Below are 16,113 nucleotides of genomic sequence, written 5' to 3'. Positions count from 1 at the left end.
AGTTCAGTTCGCTGAACTGGCACAGAAACTTGGACGAGAAGGAGGTCGCGGCATGGCGAACCCTGACGGCGAGCGCATCGACGGCCCGCTCGCACGGCTGATCGGCGTGATGATGCTCGGCGGGTTCATGGCGCTGCTGGACGCCACCATCGTCAACGTCGGGATCGGCACGCTCGCCCGGCACTTCGACGCCCCGCTCGACACCATCGAGTGGACGGCGACCGCGTACATGCTGACCCTGGCCGCCGCGATCCCGGTGAGCGGCTGGGCGGTGGACCGCTACGGCGGCCGGAGCGTCTGGCTCGCCGGGCTGGCGCTGTTCACGGCCGGCTCCCTGCTGTGCGCGCTGGCCTGGAACGCGGGCGCGCTCATCGCGTTCCGCGTGGTGCAGGGCCTGGGCGGGGGGCTGCTCGAGCCCACGATGCTGACCGTGCTGGCACGGGCCGCCGGGCCCAAGCGCGCGGGCCGGACGATGGCGCTGATGTCGATCCCGATGACGCTCGGCCCGATCCTCGGCCCGGTCGCGGGCGGTCTCATCAACGCGCATCTGGCCTGGCAGTGGATGTTCCTGGTCAACCTGCCGATCGGGGTGCTGGCCATCGCGCTGGCGGTCCGGGTCGTCCCGGCGGAGGTCCCCGACGGGGCGGGGCGCGGACCGTTCGACGTGGTCGGCGTGCTGCTTCTCAGCCCCGGCGCGATCGGGGTGATGTACGGGCTGTCGCAGGCCGCGACGGCCGGGTTCGGGGCACCCCGCGTGGTCGTCGCGCTGGTGCTGGGCCTGCTCCTCATCGCCGCGTACGCGGTGCACGCGCTCCGGAGCAAGGTCCCGCCGCTGGTCGATCTGCGGCTGCTGGCGATCCGCCCGTACGCGGCGAGCGTCACCGTCATGGCGCTGGTCGGCGGCGTGCTGTTCGCGCTGCTGTTCCTGATCCCGCTCTACTACCAGCAGGTCCGCGACCACGGCGTGCTCGCCGCGGGGCTGCTGCTGGTCCCGCAGGGGGTCGGCGCGTTCCTCGGAATGCCGATCGCAGGCCGGCTCAGCGACCGGGTGGGCGCCCGGACGCTCGTCCCGGCGGGCGGCGCGGTCATCGCGCTGAGCACGCTGGCCTACACCCAGGCCGGAACGGACGGGAACATGGCGGTGCTGGCGGCCTGCTCGGTCCTCACCGGGCTGGCGCTCGGGTTCGTGGGCGCGCCCACGATGGCCTCGGTCTACCGCACCGTGCCCGCCGAGTCGACGCCCAGCGCCACCGGCACGCTGTACGTCCTGAACCAGATCGGCGCCGCGCTCGGCGTCACGGTCGTCACGCTGCTCCTCCAGCACCGCATGGCGGACGGGAGCGGTCCCGCCGAGGCGTTCGGGACCGCGTTCTGGTGGATGGTGATCGCCGCCGCGGTCCTCGCGGTCGCCGGCCTCGCGCTTCCCGGACGGCCGTCGTACGAGGCTCCGGAGCCCGCCGCGGCGGCGAAGAAGGCTTCAGCGGAGGAGGCGCGGCGCGGCTGAGCCGGGCGGCGCCGCGCCGCCCGTGCGGGAGGCGGGCGGCGCGGCGGTACCGCATGGCACGATGGTGTCCGTTTGCGCCGGGAGGGATGCGATGCGGCTGCGGGCTCCGACGCCTTCGGGCGCCGTCGTTCTCGTGATGTGCGTGCTCGTCGCGGGATGCGGCACCCGGTCCACGGCCTCGACCGGTGCCCTGGACGTGCCGCCGCCGACGGCCACCCCTCCGGCATCCGGGCAGGCCGGTCCGGGCTCCGCACCACCTTCGGCGGCACCGCCGAGCGCCCCGGCCGGGCAGAGCCGTCCCCCGGCGCCGTTGGGCAAGCCGGCGTCCTGGCGGATCACCACCTACTACACCGTCGTCCAGTCGTTCCACGGCGGACGGCTCAAGGAGCTGCGCGGCTGCCCCCGGCTGCACTGCAAGCGGGGCAAGACGCCGCTGGGCTCCTACCCCGAGGGCTTCCTCAAGGAGATCCAGACCGAGGGCAGCGGCCGCATCACCACCGGGTCGCACCGCGGGCGCTACCTCAACTGGTCGCACAGCGTCGGCTGGTGGCTGGACGACAGCACCCGCGACTCGGCGGCACGGCCGCTCAAGGCGTGGTCGTCGGCGGCGGCCGACCGCGACGTGCTCGCCCGCGGCCAGCGGTTCCAGATCGCCGAGTGCGGCCGGGACTGGAAGGGCCGTCCGGTCGCGCGCGAGATCTGCGCCCGGTTCCAGGCGGTGACCTGGACGGTCACCGACCTGTTCCGGCCGGGCTACGGGGGCGAGCACCACGCCGACGTCTACATCGGCGAGGAGACGGGGCCCGGCTTCAAGAAGTCGCCGTACTACACCACCCTCCGCAAGGCCACGATCGGCGCGGTCCCCTAGTCCCTAGGGAACGCGCGGTGAGGCCAGGCGGGTGGGTCCGGCGCGGCCGCGCAGCGTGACCTCCCCGCCGAGTGCCCAGTGCCGCGCCTCGTCCTCGTGTCCCTCCCGGCGGACCCGCTCGACGAGCGAGCCCGCGGCGAGCACGCGCGCCTCCGTCCCCTTGGCCAGGTCGGTGAGGCGGGCGGCCTCGTTCACCGGATCGCCGATGACGGTGTACTCGAAGCGTTCCTCGGCCCCGATGTTCCCGGCGACGGCCTCGCCCGCCGACACCCCGATGCCGGCGCTCAGCGCGGGCACCTCCCGGCGCAGCCGCCCGGCCAGTTCGCGGGACGCCGCCAGGGCCCGCGCGCCCGAGCCGTCCAGCGCGAGCGGGGCGCCGAAGACGGCCAGCGCGGCGTCGCCCTCGAACTTGTTGATCCAGCCGCCGTGGTCGCCGATCGCCTCCACCACCACGGCGAAGAAGTCGTTGAGCAGCTTGACCACCTCGGTGGGCGGCCGGTCGGCGGCCAGCCGGGTGGAGCCGACGATGTCGACGAAGACCACCGCGACCTCGCGCAGCTCGCCGCCCAGGTCGATGCCGCGCTCCAGCGCCACCCGGGCCACGTCCTCGCCGACCTGGCGGCCGAACAGGTCCTGCAGCCGGGCGTGCTCGCGCAGCCCGGCGGCCATGTGGTTGAAGCCGGCCTGCAGGAGTCCCACCTCGCTGGCGTCGTAGACCGGCACCTGCACGTCCAGGTCGCCGCCCTCGACCCTGGCCAGGCCGAGCCGCACCGACTCCACCGGGTCGGCGATGGCGCGGGCCGCGCCGTAGGTGACGCCGAGGCCGACGACCAGCGCGGTCCCGCCGAGCGCCAGCACCGCCACCGCGAAGTCGCGCAGCGTGACCTCGGCGATCAGAAAGGAGCCGGTCGCCAGCACGATCAGCCCGAGGATCGGCACCGCGGTGCCCAGCGCCCAGGCCAGCACCGACCGCGCCACCACCCCGGGCAGCCCCGTCCGGCCGGGCATCCCGGTGGCCAGGGCGGTGGTGACCGCGCGCCGCAGCAGCCGCTCGGTCAGCAGGTAGACGACGGTGCAGGTGGTGAGGCCGCCGAGCAGGCTGGTGAGGCCGAGCTTGACCGCCAGCAGGGCGGAGAACGGCAGGTTGATCAGCACCCAGCCGACCGTGCCGATCCCCCAGAGCGTGAGGTGCACCGACATCAGCCGCAGCGGGCCGTACAGCAGCAGCGAGCGCTCGTGCTCGTCGGGGGCGCGGTGCCGGACGACCAGCCGCCGCACCCGGCGGAAGAACCGCTCGCCCAGCACGAGCCCGACCGGAACGGCCGCGATCACATAGCCGGTGAAGACCGCGAGATTGATGACGCGCAGCCGGTCGGAGACGGCCGTGCCGGGGTCGGGCACGACGACGGTGAACAGCAGCACGACCAGCGCGCCGCCCAGATTGGCCAGGCCGGTCGCGACGGTGACCAGGATCCGGGCGCGGCGGGCGATCCGGGCCGGGGAGTCGCCGGGCCGGCCGTCGACCAGGCGCCGGACGGGCCCGAGCAGGCGGCCGCGGAGCGGTGCGGCCACGCCGTCGGACGCGTCGGTCTTCATGGGCGTGCAGGTTATCCGCTCGCCGCCGCCCGCTGAAGGACCGCGCGGTGGGCGATCACACCGCGATGGGCTCCAGCAGGCGGTGCGGCGTGCGCAGGGCCACGCTGATCGGGTCGTCCCGGGCGGGGTCCAGGCCCGGGCCGGGGTGCATCTCCAGTTCCTCCAGCGGCACGACGCGGCCGCAGGCGGGGCAGGCCCCGTCGGCGTCGATCCGCTTGCCGCAGGGGATGTGCAGGAACAGCCGGCACGGCCCCTGGTCGGAGTAGTTGCGGTCGCCCCAGCGGGCCAGCGCGTGCACCACCGGCCACAGGTCGCGGCCGGTGTCGGTGATCACGTAGTCGCCGCCCCGCTTCTCCAGCACGCCCGCCTCCACCAGCGCCTGGAGGCGGGCCGACAGGACGGCGCGCGGGATCTCCAGGTGTGCGAGGAAGTGCCCGAAGCGGCGCACCCCGTACAGGGCGTCCCGGACGATCAGCAGCGTCCAGCGCTCCCCCACGACCTCCAGCGCGCGGGCCAGCGAGCAGTCCTGCCGCACGTAGTCCTTGCCGAGTGCCATGCGCACCAGATTACCCGCCGCGTGGTTCATTGAACGAACTTGAGCGTGCTACCGTCGGCACAACGCAGTTCGTTCATTGAACTTAGAGTGATCGAGAGACGGAGACGGGATGACGCTGGCGATCAGCCGCACCTCGCGGACGATGCCGTCCGGCACCACCGCCGCACTGGCCCTGCCCGCGGCCGCGACCCTGCTGGCCCTGATGAACTACACCGCCCCGCTGGCGATGCTGACCGACACCGCCGCCGGGCTGCGCGCCGGCCCCACCGCCCAGATCTGGCTGATGAGCTCGATCAGCCTCGGCCTGGCGGCGGCGCTGCTGGCGGTCGGCAGCCTGGCCGACGACCACGGCCGCAAGCGGGTGTTCGTGATCGGCGCCGTGCTGCTGGCGATCTCCAGCGCGGGCTGCGCCGTCGCGCCCACAACCGCCGTCTTCGTCGCCGGCCGGATCGTGCAGGGCGCGGCCAGCGCCGCGCTCATCGCCGCCGGGCTGGGCATCATCGGCGCCACCTTCGCGCCCGGCCCGCGGCGCTCCCACGCCACCGGCATCTGGGGCGCCATGCTCGGGCTCGGCATCGCCACCGGCCCGATCGCCGCCGCCGGGCTCGGCGTCCTGGGCGGCTGGCGGGCGTGGTACTGGGCCACGGTCGCCGCGGCGGCACTGCTGGCCGCGGTCGCCGCCCGGACGCTGCGCGAGTCGCGCGCCGAGCACCGCCGCGGCCTGGACGTGCCCGGCGTGATCACGATGAGCCTGGGAATCGCGGCACTGCTCACGGCCATCACCGTGGGCCGGGCCGGCTGGGGCCGTCCCGAGGTCGCCGGGCTGCTGGCGCTGGCCGCCGCGCTGCTGGGCGCGTTCGTGGCGGTGCAGGCCCGCCGCCGCGCGCCGATGCTCGACCTCGCCCTGTTCCGGCGGCCCCGCTTCCTGCTGTCGGTGGTCGGCGCGCTGGTCACCGGGCTGGGGATCATCGGCGTGATGAGCTACGTGCCCACGGTGCTGGCCGTCGTCCTGGGCATGAGCGCGCTGGACGCGGCGCTGCTGCTGTCGATCTGGTCGGGGCTGTCGTTCGTGGCCGCGGCGCAGGCCCGGCGGCTGCCCGCACGGCTCCCGGCGGGACGGCTGCTGGCCGCCGCGCTGGCGCTCAACGCGGCGGGCCAGCTCGCGCTACTGGGCTTCTCCCCCGGCGAGCACTGGTGGCGGATGGTCCCCGGCCTGATCGTGGCAGGGCTCGGCAGCGGCCTGGGCAACGCCATGCTGGCGCGGCTGGCGGTGGAGAGCGTCCCGCCCGAACGGGCGGCCATGGGCTCGGGCGCCAACAACACCGCCCGCTACATCGGCGCCTCGCTGGGGGTGGCGCTGGTCGGCACGATCGTCACCGGGTCGGGCGGCGGCGCGAGCCCCGCCGAGGCGTTCGCGCACGGCGCCGACATCGCGATGCTGGTCTGCAGCGCCGTCGCCGTACTCGGGGCCGTCTTCGCCGCCCTGGTCCGGGAACGGGACTGACGTCCCCGGGCCCTCAGGCCAGTTCCTCGATGAACCCGGTGAGCTGGGCCAGGTTGCGGCACTCGTGCATCGGGACGATCTCCCCGTAGCGGGAGGCGGCCGAGTCGCCGGTGTCCCACTGCGCGCGCGGCTCGGGATTCAGCCAGTACGCGTGCCGCGCCCGGCCCGCCAGCTCCCGCAGGACCGGCAGCGACAGCTCGCCGTAGTTGGACCGGGCGTCCCCCAGGACCAGCAGGGACGTCTTGGACGTGACCGCGTCGCCGTACCGCTCCCCGAACACCTTGATCGCGTGGCCGTAGTTGCTGCGCCCGGTGATCCAGACCAGGTCGGCCTCCCGGGCCAGCCGGGTCATCGCGTCCACCACGTCCACGCCCGGCGCGAAGAACCGGGTGATCTCGTCGGTGGTGTCGATGAACGCGAACGCCCGCACCTTGCTGAACTGCTCCCGCAGCGCGAACGTCAGCAGCAGCGTGAAGTGCGCGAACGCCGACACCGAGTCGCTGGCGTCGCACAGCACCACCAGTTCCGGCTTGTGCGGGCGGCGCGGCCGGTGGTGGGTGGTCAGCGGCACCCCGCCGCTGCCCAGCGACGCCCGCACGGTCCGCCGGAAGTCGAGCCGGCCCCGGTTCCCGGCGCGCTGCCTCTGCTGCAGCCGGGTCGCCAGCCGCCGCGCCAGCGGGTAGACCTCGCGGCGCATCGCGGCCAGGTCGGAGCGGGCGGCACGGCCGAAGTCGAGCCGTTCCAGCGGGGGGCGGACGGCCAGCCGCGCGGTCCGCTCCACACCGGTGTCCTCGGCGATCCGCCGCCGCACCTCGGTGGCCACCAGATCCCCGAAACGGGAGATCCGGGACCGGAACGTCCGCCGCGCGACCCGCTCGGCCATGCCGCCGCGCTCCTGGCCGGCCAGCACCGCGTCCAGCAACCCGGCCATCAGCGTCTCCGGCGACATCGCGCGCAGCACGCCGGAGGAGAACCACGACTCCTGGCCCGGCGTCCGCCCGTACTCGGCCACCGCCGTCCGGGCGAACTGCCGCAGCCCTGGGTCATCGCCCGACAGCAGCAGGTCGAACAGCTCGCGGCGCAGCGCCTGCACCTCCGGGTCCAGCGGCGGCGGCGGACGGCGCTCCCCCGGATGGCGCTGCGCGCGGCGGGCCGCCGCTGTGTCCGTCTCCAGCCCGGCCGCGTGCGCGGCACCGTCCCCTAGCGCCGCGGGGAACCACAGGTCGAAGAGGGTGTCGAAGGTCGGCCGGTGCGCGGGCCGCTTCACCAGCGTCGCCGCGTACGCGGCGCGCAGCGCGTCCCTGTCCACCAGGTCGATCACCTGCATGGCGCGCACCGCGTCCAGGCCCTCGGCGACCGACACCGGCATCCCCGCCTCGCGCAGCGCCGCCATGAAGCCGGTGTGCCGGTCGACCAGCGACCGCCGCCCCGCCGGGCCCGCCGCGCCCTCCCGAACGTCCACGGTCAGCCCCGCAGTCCCAGTTCCTTGACGGCGCGCTCCTGGTCGGAGACGTGCTTGAGGACGACGCCGAGCGTGCGCGCCACCGCCGCCTCGTCCAGCTCGTCCAGCCCCAGGGCGAGCAGGGTGCGGGCCCAGTCGACGGTCTCGGCGATCGACGGCGCCTTCTTGACCTCCAGCTCGCGCAGCGTCCCGACCGTGCGGACCAGCTGCTCGGCCAGCGCCGCCTCGATCCCGGGGACCTGCGCCAGCACGATGTCCCGCTCCCGCTCGGGCTCGGGATAGTCCAGGTGCAGGTACAGGCAGCGCCGCTTGAGCGCCTCCGACAGCTCCCGCGCCGCGTTCGAGGTGATCAGCACGAACGGGCGGCGGACCGCGGCGACCGTGCCCAGCTCCGGGATCGTCACCTGGAAGTCCGACAGCACCTCCAGCAGCATCCCCTCGACCTCGACGTCGGCCTTGTCGGCCTCGTCGATCAGCAGCACGGTCGGCCCGGTGCGCCGGATCGCCGCCAGCAGCGGACGCTCCAGCAGGAACTCCTCGGAGAAGATGTCGTCGTGGGTCTGCTGCCAGGCCCGATCCTCCCGGGCCGCCTGGATGGCCAGCAGCTGCTTCTTGTAGTTGAACTCGTACAGCGCGCGTGCCTCGTCCAGGCCCTCGTAGCACTGCAGCCTGATCAGCTCGGCGCCGGTGGCGGCGGCGACCGCCTTGGCCAGTTCCGTCTTGCCGACCCCCGCGGGCCCCTCCACCAGGAGCGGTTTGCCGAGCGCCTGGGCGAGGAACACCGTGGTCGCGATGGCCTCGTCCGCCAGGTAGTCGACCTCGGCGAGCCGCCGGTCGACATCGGCGGGCGAGGCGAAAAGCGCCTCCCCGTCCCCCGCGGCGTTCATTTCCAGCATCATCCCTTGGCCTTCGTGTAGGTCTGGTTGGTCCCGGCGAACAGCAGTTTGCCGCCGGTGAGCGTGGCGCCCCAGTACGAGGCGCTCTTCGGGTCGCCGCCCTGCCAGGAGAAGCGGAACCGGCCCTTGCCCTCGGGGATCACCTGGCCGTTCCAGAGCGACTGGCCGCCCTTCATCCAGGAGCCGGTGCCGTCGGCCTTGAACTGGAAGTAGTCGCCGGCGGGGCTCACCCACCGTCCGACCAGCGGCTTGACCTGGCCTGCCTTCACCTTGGGCACGGCCGGAAGGGTGGGCTGCCCGGCGGCCGGGGGGACGCTCGCGGGCGCGGACGGCACGGAGACCGGCGGTGTGGTCGTCGCACCGGAGGCGGCGGGCGCGGCGGGTGCCTTGTCGTCGCCGTCCCCGCCGCATCCGGCCAGGACGAGCGCGGAGGCGAGCACCCCGCAGGCGAGGGCGGGCGCGGCGGTGGGGCGGACCCGTGCTCTCACGTTGACCTCCGGGAGGTTCGCGGACGAGGTCGGCATTTTAACCGAGCGGTAGCTTCCAGACCGCGTGGTCCCACCGGCCGATCGCGAGTTTCGTCCCCAAGGGTGACGCCAGGAGCGGGACTTGTTGCTTATAACCGAAGAATGACGACTCCACGCCTGCCGCGCGACGACCTGGCCGCGGCGCTGGCGGCCCGGCGGGAACTGGGCCCCGACTACGACGACGCCTTCGTCGAGACGCTCGTCGACCGCATCGAGGAGACCGTGGCGGCCCGCGCGTCCGCCGTCCAGGCGCCGCGGAAGGCGCCCGCCGCCCAGCCGGGGAACGGCCACGGCTCCGACCTCGCGCTGGCGATCGTGTCACTGATCGCGGCCGTCCCGCTGACCGCGATCGGTGTCGTCAACGCCGGCATGCCGGGCCTGGTGGTGGTCTGTGCCGCCATCGTCATGGTCAACCTCATCTACTCCTGGCGCCCGCGCTGAGCCGCGGCGGGCGGCGGCAGGCCCGCCCGCCGCGGCGCGCGATCACGTCACTTGCCGGGCTCGGGGTCGCGGGGCAGACCGAGCAGCCGCTCGCCGATGATGTTGAGCTGCACCTCGGTGGTGCCGCCGTAGATCGTCATCGCGCGGGAGAACAGCATGGCCCGCGCGACGGTCCCGCTGCGCTCTCCCGGCGCCTCGACGACCGCCCCCGTGCCCTGCGCGGCCCAGCAGTAGTCGGCCACGTCCTGGTTGAACTGCACGCCCAGCAGCTTGCGCACGCTCGCTTCGGCCCCGGGCTCCACCCCGTTGAGCTGCTTGAGCGTGGTGCGCAGCCCGAGCAGGTCGATCGACTGGCCCTGCGCGACCAGCCCGCCCACCTCCGCCTCGGCTATCGGGTCCAGCTCGGCGCCCTCGAAGAACCTCAGCAGTTCGGGCACGCCCATGCCCAGCCCGCCGCCGGTCGACAGCGACACCCGCTCGTTGCTTAGGGTGTTGCGGGCCACCTGCCAGCCCTTGTCGACCTCGCCGACCACCTGGTCGTCGGGGACGAAGACGCCGTCCAGGAACACCTCGTTGAACAGCGACTCGCCGGTCAGCTCGCGCAGCGGCCGCACGTCCACGCCCTCGGCCTTCATGTCGACCAGGAAGTAGCTGATGCCGTCGTGCTTGGCCGCGTCCGGGTTCGTGCGGGCCAGGCAGAAGCCCCACTGCGCGAACTGCGCCACCGACGTCCAGATCTTCTGGCCGGTGAGCCGCCACCCGCCCTCGACCCGCTCGGCCCGCATCGACAGCGAGGCCAGGTCGGAGCCGGCGCCCGGCTCGCTGAACAGCTGGCACCACACCATCTCGCCGCGCAGCGTCGGGCGCAGGAAGCGCTCCTTCTGCTCCTCGGTGGCGTAGGCGACCAGGGAGGGCACCAGCCAGGCGCCGATCACCAGGTTCGGCTGCTTGACCTTGGCCGCCCTGAGCTCCTGCTGGATGAGGATCTGCTCGACCGGGGAGGCGCCGCGGCCCCACGGCTCGGGCAGGTGCGGGACGGTCCAGCCCCGGTCGCCCATGGTGCGCTTCAGCTCGTCCTTCTCGCCGATCGCGGCCAGCTCGGCGACCTCGGCGCGGATGCGCTCGCGCAGCGGCTGGGTGTCGTCGTCCAGCTCCAGCTCCACCGCGCGGCGCCCGCCCGCCAGGGCGCGGCGGGCGACGTCGGCCGCGTAGCCCTTGGCGGGCCCGGCCAGCGCCCGCAGCGTCAGCGCGCGGCGCAGGTAGACGTGCGCGTCGTGCTCCCAGGTGAAGCCGATGCCGCCGAGGATCTGGATGGCGTCGCGGGCGGTCCGCCCGGCGCCGTCCAGCGCGATGACGCCGGCGACGGCGGCGGCGAACGAGGCGTCCTCGGAACGGTCGTCCAGCGCCCGGGCGGCGTCCCAGACGGCGGCGCGGGCCTGCTCCAGCGCGATCAGCATGCGGGCGGCCTTGTGCTTGACGCCCTGGAACTGCCCGATCGGGCGGCCGAACTGCTCGCGGACCTTGGCGTACTCGGCGGCGGTGGTGACGCACCAGCCCGCCGCTCCCGCCGCCTCGGCGCCCAGCAACGCGACGGAGAGGTCGCGGACGGCGGTGCCGGTGAGGCCGTCCAGCACCCGGTCGGGGGTGACGGCGACGTCCGCCAGCTCGACCGCGGCGACCCGGCGGACGCGGTCCAGGCTCTGGGCGGCCGGGGTCACGGTCGTCTCGGCGGCGTCGACGGCCACCCACTCGCGGCCGCCGCCGTCGAGGACGACCGGCAGCACCAGCACGTCGGCGAGGGCGGCGCCCAGCACCGTGGCGGCGATGCCGCTGACCACCAGCCGGTCGCCTTCGCGACGGCCGGTCAGCTCCCCATCGAGCGCCAGCGCGCCGGTGCGCGAGCCATCCCCCAGACCGGGCAGCAGCTCCCCGCGAGCCTTGGCGTTGCTGGAGGCGTTCACCACCGCACTGGCCAGCACGGTGGGCAGGAACGGGCCGGGCGCCGCGGCCCGGCCCAGCTCCTCCAGCACCACGGCCAGCTCCAGCAGGCCGTAGCCCTGCCCGCCGTGCTCCTCCTCCAGATGCAGCCCGAGCAGCCCCTGCTCGGCCAGGGCCGACCAGAAGCCGGGACGGGTCTCCTCGTCCGCGTCCAGCGCGGCCCGTACGACCGCCGCCGTGACGTTGCGCTCGGCGAACCCGCGCACCGATTCGGCGAGTGCCTCATGCTCTTCGGTCAGCCCGATGGCCATGCGTCACCTCTCTCAGCCCCATTGACGAACCGATTCTAGAACAGGATTCGGGTTCGGTGCGGGGGTGAGTTACGTCTCAGGCGACAGCCGTGCCGAATTCGTGATGACTCACACCTCGCGGGACTCCAGCGCGCGCGGGTCGTCCTCGTCGCCGCCCGCCCCGGCGGCCGCGGCCTCCTGCGTCTTCGCGGGCGTCGCGGCGCCGGCCCCGTCGCGGCGGCCGACTGCCAGGCTGGCGACCGTGGTGGCGACCAGCGTGCCGGCGATCACCGACAGGGACAGCCAGATCGGCACGTCCGGCGCCCAGGACACGCCGTACTCGTGCAGCGCGTGCAGGATCAGCTTCACCCCGATGAAGCCCAGGATGAACGCCAGCCCGTGACTGAGGTAGACCAGCTTCTCGGCCAGCCCGCCCAGCAGGAAGTACAGCTGCACCAGACCCATCAGGGCGAAGGCGTTGGCGGTGAAGACCAGGTAGGGCTCGGTGGTGAGACCGAAGATCGCCGGGATGGAGTCGAGCGCGAACATCACGTCGGTGGAGCCGATCGCGATGATCACCACGAACAGCGGGGTGACCATCCGGCGCCCGTCCCGGCGCGTGATGATCTTGTTGCCCTCGTAGTCGTCGCTGGTGGGCAGCGCCCGCTTCACCCAGCGCAGCAGGAAGTTCTCCTTGACCTCGTCATCGTCACCGCCGCGCACCAGCCCGATCGCGGTCCAGATCAGGAACACGCCGAAGATGACGAAGACCCAGGTGAAGGCGTTCAGCGCCGCCGCGCCCGCCGCGATGAACAGGCCGCGCAGCACGAGCGCGATCAGGATCCCGGCCATCAGCACCGTGTGCTGGGCGTGCTTGGGCACCGCGAACCGGGTCAGGATCACCATGAAGACGAAGAGGTTGTCGACGCTCAGGCTCTTCTCGGTGACGAACCCGCCGAAGTACTCGGCGGCGTACCGCCCTCCGGAGAAGGCCCAGACCCCCAGCCCGAAAAGGACCGCGAGGCCGATGTAGACGGTGGACCAGAACGCGGCCCGGCGGGTGGTGAACTCCCGGGTGTCACCCCGGTGGATCACCAGCAGGTCGAAGATGATGACGGTGAGGATCCCGATCAGGGTCAGGGCCCACACCCATGGTGCAACGTGCACGGCAAACGCCTCCGGCGGCATAGCTCAACGCCGGAGGTCTCTCCCGCCCTGAGAGCATGGTGCGGGCCGATGATCCCGGGCCGGTACGGACCGGCCGTGCTGACGAGACCACCGCGCAGGGATACTCCCCTCCACTACCTCCTGAAACGCGGGGCGCACCGGACGCGTTCCAAGATTCCCAAAATTTTTCCGCGGAGACCTGAACCGGAACGCGCACGCCGCCGTCTAAGGGCCTGACATTCCCCACCCTCGGCGCCGACCCGGCACCCGCTTCAGTGCCCGGCGGACGAGACCAGACGCAGGTAGATCTCCGCGAGCTGGTCCACCGCGTCGGACTCGACGGGCAGCGACATCGCCTGCTCCGCGGCGGCCGCCCCGAGACGCACCGCCAGCGCCGGATCGTCCAGCACGCGGCTCACCGCCCGCTCCAGGGCGGCCGGGTCGCCCGGCGGCACCAGCAGCGCCGCCTCGCTCTCCGGCCCCCGCACCGGCCGGTCCTCCCCCCCGATACCGCCGCCGTGGACCGCACCGACCATCTGCGGGACGCCGCCGACCCGCGTGGCGACCAGCGGCCGCCCGGTGCGCAGGATCTCCTGGACGATCAGCGGCTGCCCCTCCCACACGCTCGGGACCACCGTGACATCGGCCGCCGCCAGCAGCGCCGGGACGTCCCCGCGCCGCCCCAGCAGCCGCACCGGCAGCTCGTCCCGATCGATCCGGGCCCGCAGCTCGTCCTCGAGGGGACCGTTGCCGACGATCGCGACCAGCGGCGGCGGGGTGCGCCGCTTCCAGCCCTCCGCCGCGTCCAGCAGCGTGAACAGGCCCTTCTGCGCGGCCAGCCGGCCCACGGTCAGGATCAGCGGGCGCTCCCCGACGCCCAGCTCGGCGCGCAGGTCGGCGCGCACCGTCGGGCTCGGCTGCGAGCGCGGCACCGGCGCCGGGACCAGCGCGTGCCCGACCGAACGGGCGCCCAGCGCCCGCATCCGGTCCTCCAGATCGGGCGAGACGCCGAGGACCTCGTCGGCGCCCAGCGACACCACTCGCTCCAGCGCCCCGTACGCCACCGCGGTCCGGCCGCCCATGGTCACCGCGTTGTGCAGCGTCACGACGAGCGGGGGCCCGCCGCCCCGGGCCATGCGCAGCGGGCCGGTGGCGACCCGGGCGCAGGCCGCGGCGGCCAGACCGCCCGCGCGCATCCCGTGCGCGTGCACGACGTCGGCGCCGCGCAGCAGCGTGCGCAGCCGCGCGACCGCCTTGGCGTCGCTCACCGGCCGCGGCCGGTCGGCCAGGTCGACCGCCGCGAACCGGACCCCGCCCCGCTCGAAGCCGAACGTCCGCTCGGTCTCGGCGGGCCCGCAGACGACCACGTGGGCGCCGCGCGCGGCCAGACCGGACGCCACCGACCGCACGTGCCGTCCCACACCGCCCGCGCTGGTGGCCAGCACCAGCGCCACCCGCAGGCCCTTCAGCCCGTCGTCGTCCACCGGCGCCCCGGGGTCCCCCGGCTCGGCGGCCGGCTCCGGCCCGGCAACGGATCGATCAGTCATTACGCGCGACCTTCCGGCTCAGGACGGCCCGCAGATCCCGGCCGTCGATCACGAACGCCAACGCCGCGAACACCGCCGCGGCGACCAGGGCGGCCAGTGCCGCGATACCGATGTTCAGCATCTGGCCTCCCGTGCCGAGGAGCGCCGCCACCGCGTCGCCCGCGGCCCCTCCGGCGGCGGCCCCGGCGATCCCGGCGGCGAGCGCGCGCGGTACACCGCGTACCGCCGCCCGCCCCCGGGCACGTACCACCGTGGCGATCAGCAGCGCCCCCGCCACGGTCATCCCGGCGGCGTTGCCCAGGCCCAACGCCGCCACCACCCAGTCCCGTCCGGCGGCGAGCACCAGGAGGACGTCGGCGGCCATCACCACCAGCCAGCCCGTGACGATGGCGATGGCACCCATCCTGCCGCGATGGCAGGCGAACAGCACCCGTTGCAGGTGCGCGACCAGACCGTACCCCAGCAGGCCCGGGGCGAAGGCGAGCACCGCACGGGACAGCACCTCCTGCTGCCCGGCCTGCCCCGGGTTGAAGACCGCCGCCGCCGGGACGGCGACCGCGGCCAGCACCGCGGCGCCCGCGCACGACACCAGGATGACCGCCCGGGTGGTGGACGCGGTGATCCGGTCGAACTCGGCGGCGTCCTCCAGCCGCGCCGACAGCATCGGGAACGCGCTGGTCGCGATGGGCACGGCCAGGATCGCCCACGGCAGGAGGTACAGCGCCCAGGCGTACTGGTAGTTGGCGAGGGCACCGCCGGTGCCCGCGTAACTCAGCCGGACGACCAGCAGCGCCGACAGCTGCTGAGCCACCACCGTGGCCAGCCCGGCCACCGCCAGCCGCCGCACCCGCGGCGCCACCCCGTCGGGGAAGCGCAGCGTGGGACGCAGGCCCAGGCGCAGCCGCCACGCCGCCACGCCCGCGGTGACCGCCATCGCGACGCCGCCGAGCGCGGTGCCGACCGCCAGCGTCAGCTCGGCCGAGCGGGGCAGCCCGGCCAGGTCGTTCTCGAAGCCGCGGCCGAGCGGCGCGTACGCCAGGTAGGCACCGATCACCACCAGGCTCGACATCAGCGGGGCCAGCGCCGGCGCCACGAACCGGCGATGCGACTGCAGCAGCCCGTACAGCACGACCGCGACCCCGTACATCACCATCTGCGGCGCCATGATCGCCATCATGTCGGCGCCGACCGACACGATCGCCGACCGCGAGCAGCCCTGCAGGTCGCCGCCCACCAGCAGGCCCATGAGCGGCCGCGACAGCACCGCCAGCAGCGCCGACAGCGGCACCATCAGCAGCACGATCCAGGTGAGCAGCGCGGAGGCGATCCGGCGCACCTGCTCGCGGTCGCCGCGGTCGGCCGGACCCGCCAGCACCGGGACGACCATCCCGGCCAGCGCGCCGCCCGCCACGATCTCGTACACGATGCTCGGCAGCTGCGTCGAGGTGAAGTAGGCCTGGCCGAGGCAGGAGGTGGTGACGGTCTGCGAGAAGGCGTAGGTGCGCCCGAACCCGGCCAGCCGGGACAGCACCGTGATCACACCGATGATCACGGCGGCTCCGGCGAGCCCGCCGGTCAGCCGGCGCAGCCGCGGCGTCATGCCAGGCCCCGGGGGGGATGGCGGCGGGTCGGTCGGGGTCACGGGTCTCGGGGCTCACAACTGGCGTTCGGACGGGCGGTCGGGAGGTTCTCGGTTCTTGCCGGCCGGAAGGGGCCGGCCGGCAGGGACCCCGCGCGGGGAGCCGCCGGAGCCGGCACGCGCGATGGAGCACGCCGTCCGCCGGGGCCCTGGAGCGGGAGGTCTCAGAGGCAGATGA

General features: G+C 74.2%; 13 protein-coding genes. 4 read left to right on the top strand and 9 right to left on the bottom strand.

Translation table 11 applies throughout. The features are described 5' to 3' along the window. Positions 1-52 precede the first annotated feature (52 nt). Complete coding sequence (locus ABD340_RS41425) at positions 53-1,504, top strand: DHA2 family efflux MFS transporter permease subunit (RefSeq protein WP_344596860.1); 1,452 nt, start codon at positions 53-55, stop codon at positions 1,502-1,504. 91 nt (positions 1,505-1,595) lie between these two features. After that, a complete protein-coding gene (locus ABD340_RS41420) occupies positions 1,596-2,372 on the top strand; it encodes a hypothetical protein (protein WP_344596859.1) in 777 nt (258 codons plus the stop codon). Between the two features lie 3 nt (positions 2,373-2,375). On the opposite strand, the gene ABD340_RS41415 is transcribed toward ABD340_RS41420, so the two are convergent. Both ABD340_RS41415 and ABD340_RS41410 read right to left on the bottom strand, forming a co-directional pair. After that, entirely contained in the window at positions 2,376-3,968 is a 1,593-nt protein-coding gene (locus tag ABD340_RS41415) for an adenylate/guanylate cyclase domain-containing protein (RefSeq protein ID WP_344596858.1), read from the bottom strand. A 55-nt stretch (positions 3,969-4,023) separates the two neighbouring features. Beyond that, positions 4,024-4,524, bottom strand: a complete 501-nt coding sequence (locus tag ABD340_RS41410; RefSeq protein WP_344596856.1) for a winged helix-turn-helix transcriptional regulator — start codon at positions 4,522-4,524, stop codon at positions 4,024-4,026. A 109-nt stretch (positions 4,525-4,633) separates the two neighbouring features. On the opposite strand from ABD340_RS41410, the gene ABD340_RS41405 reads away from it, so the two are divergent. Next, positions 4,634-6,028 carry an MFS transporter gene (locus tag ABD340_RS41405; protein ID WP_344596854.1) on the top strand — a complete coding sequence of 465 codons (1,395 nt, stop codon included), beginning with the start codon at positions 4,634-4,636 and terminating at the stop codon, positions 6,026-6,028. Positions 6,029-6,041: 13 nt separating this feature from the next. Here the strand turns inward: ABD340_RS41405 and ABD340_RS41400 are convergent, their stop codons facing one another. From ABD340_RS41400 to ABD340_RS41390, 3 genes are all read right to left on the bottom strand, one after another. After that, the gene (locus ABD340_RS41400; RefSeq protein ID WP_425547528.1) at positions 6,042-7,421 is read right to left on the bottom strand and encodes a vWA domain-containing protein; all 1,380 of its coding nucleotides are present in this window, start codon (positions 7,419-7,421) and stop codon (positions 6,042-6,044) included. A gap of 71 nt (positions 7,422-7,492) precedes the next feature. Next, a complete protein-coding gene (locus tag ABD340_RS41395; protein WP_344596851.1) occupies positions 7,493-8,377 on the bottom strand; it encodes an AAA family ATPase in 885 nt (294 codons plus the stop codon). Positions 8,378-8,385: 8 nt separating this feature from the next. Next, the gene (locus ABD340_RS41390) at positions 8,386-8,874 is read right to left on the bottom strand and encodes a hypothetical protein (RefSeq protein WP_344596850.1); all 489 of its coding nucleotides are present in this window, start codon (positions 8,872-8,874) and stop codon (positions 8,386-8,388) included. Between the two features lie 141 nt (positions 8,875-9,015). Between ABD340_RS41390 and ABD340_RS41385 the strand changes: the two genes are divergently transcribed. Next, a complete protein-coding gene (locus ABD340_RS41385; RefSeq protein ID WP_344596849.1) occupies positions 9,016-9,354 on the top strand; it encodes a hypothetical protein in 339 nt (112 codons plus the stop codon). 47 nt (positions 9,355-9,401) lie between these two features. On the opposite strand, the gene ABD340_RS41380 is transcribed toward ABD340_RS41385, so the two are convergent. The 4 genes from ABD340_RS41380 to murJ form a co-directional block, all read right to left on the bottom strand. Further along, positions 9,402-11,603 (bottom strand): acyl-CoA dehydrogenase family protein, encoded by a 2,202-nt coding sequence (locus tag ABD340_RS41380; RefSeq protein WP_344596847.1) that lies wholly within the window; start codon positions 11,601-11,603, stop codon positions 9,402-9,404. 108 nt (positions 11,604-11,711) lie between these two features. After that, positions 11,712-12,749, bottom strand: a complete 1,038-nt coding sequence (locus tag ABD340_RS41375) for a TerC family protein (RefSeq protein ID WP_344596846.1) — start codon at positions 12,747-12,749, stop codon at positions 11,712-11,714. Positions 12,750-13,021: 272 nt separating this feature from the next. Continuing rightward, entirely contained in the window at positions 13,022-14,209 is a 1,188-nt protein-coding gene (locus ABD340_RS41370; RefSeq protein WP_425547527.1) for a glycosyltransferase family 4 protein, read from the bottom strand. Positions 14,210-14,288: 79 nt separating this feature from the next. Further along, on the bottom strand, positions 14,289-15,896 hold the full coding sequence (gene murJ / locus ABD340_RS41365; protein ID WP_344596843.1) for a murein biosynthesis integral membrane protein MurJ: 1,608 nt from the start codon (positions 15,894-15,896) through the stop codon (positions 14,289-14,291). Positions 15,897-16,113 lie beyond the last annotated feature (217 nt).

The organism is Actinomadura vinacea (genome assembly GCF_039532545.1).
Classification (GTDB): domain Bacteria; phylum Actinomycetota; class Actinomycetes; order Streptosporangiales; family Streptosporangiaceae; genus Spirillospora; species Spirillospora vinacea.
This window is presented reverse-complemented; position numbering and strand designations above follow the sequence as displayed.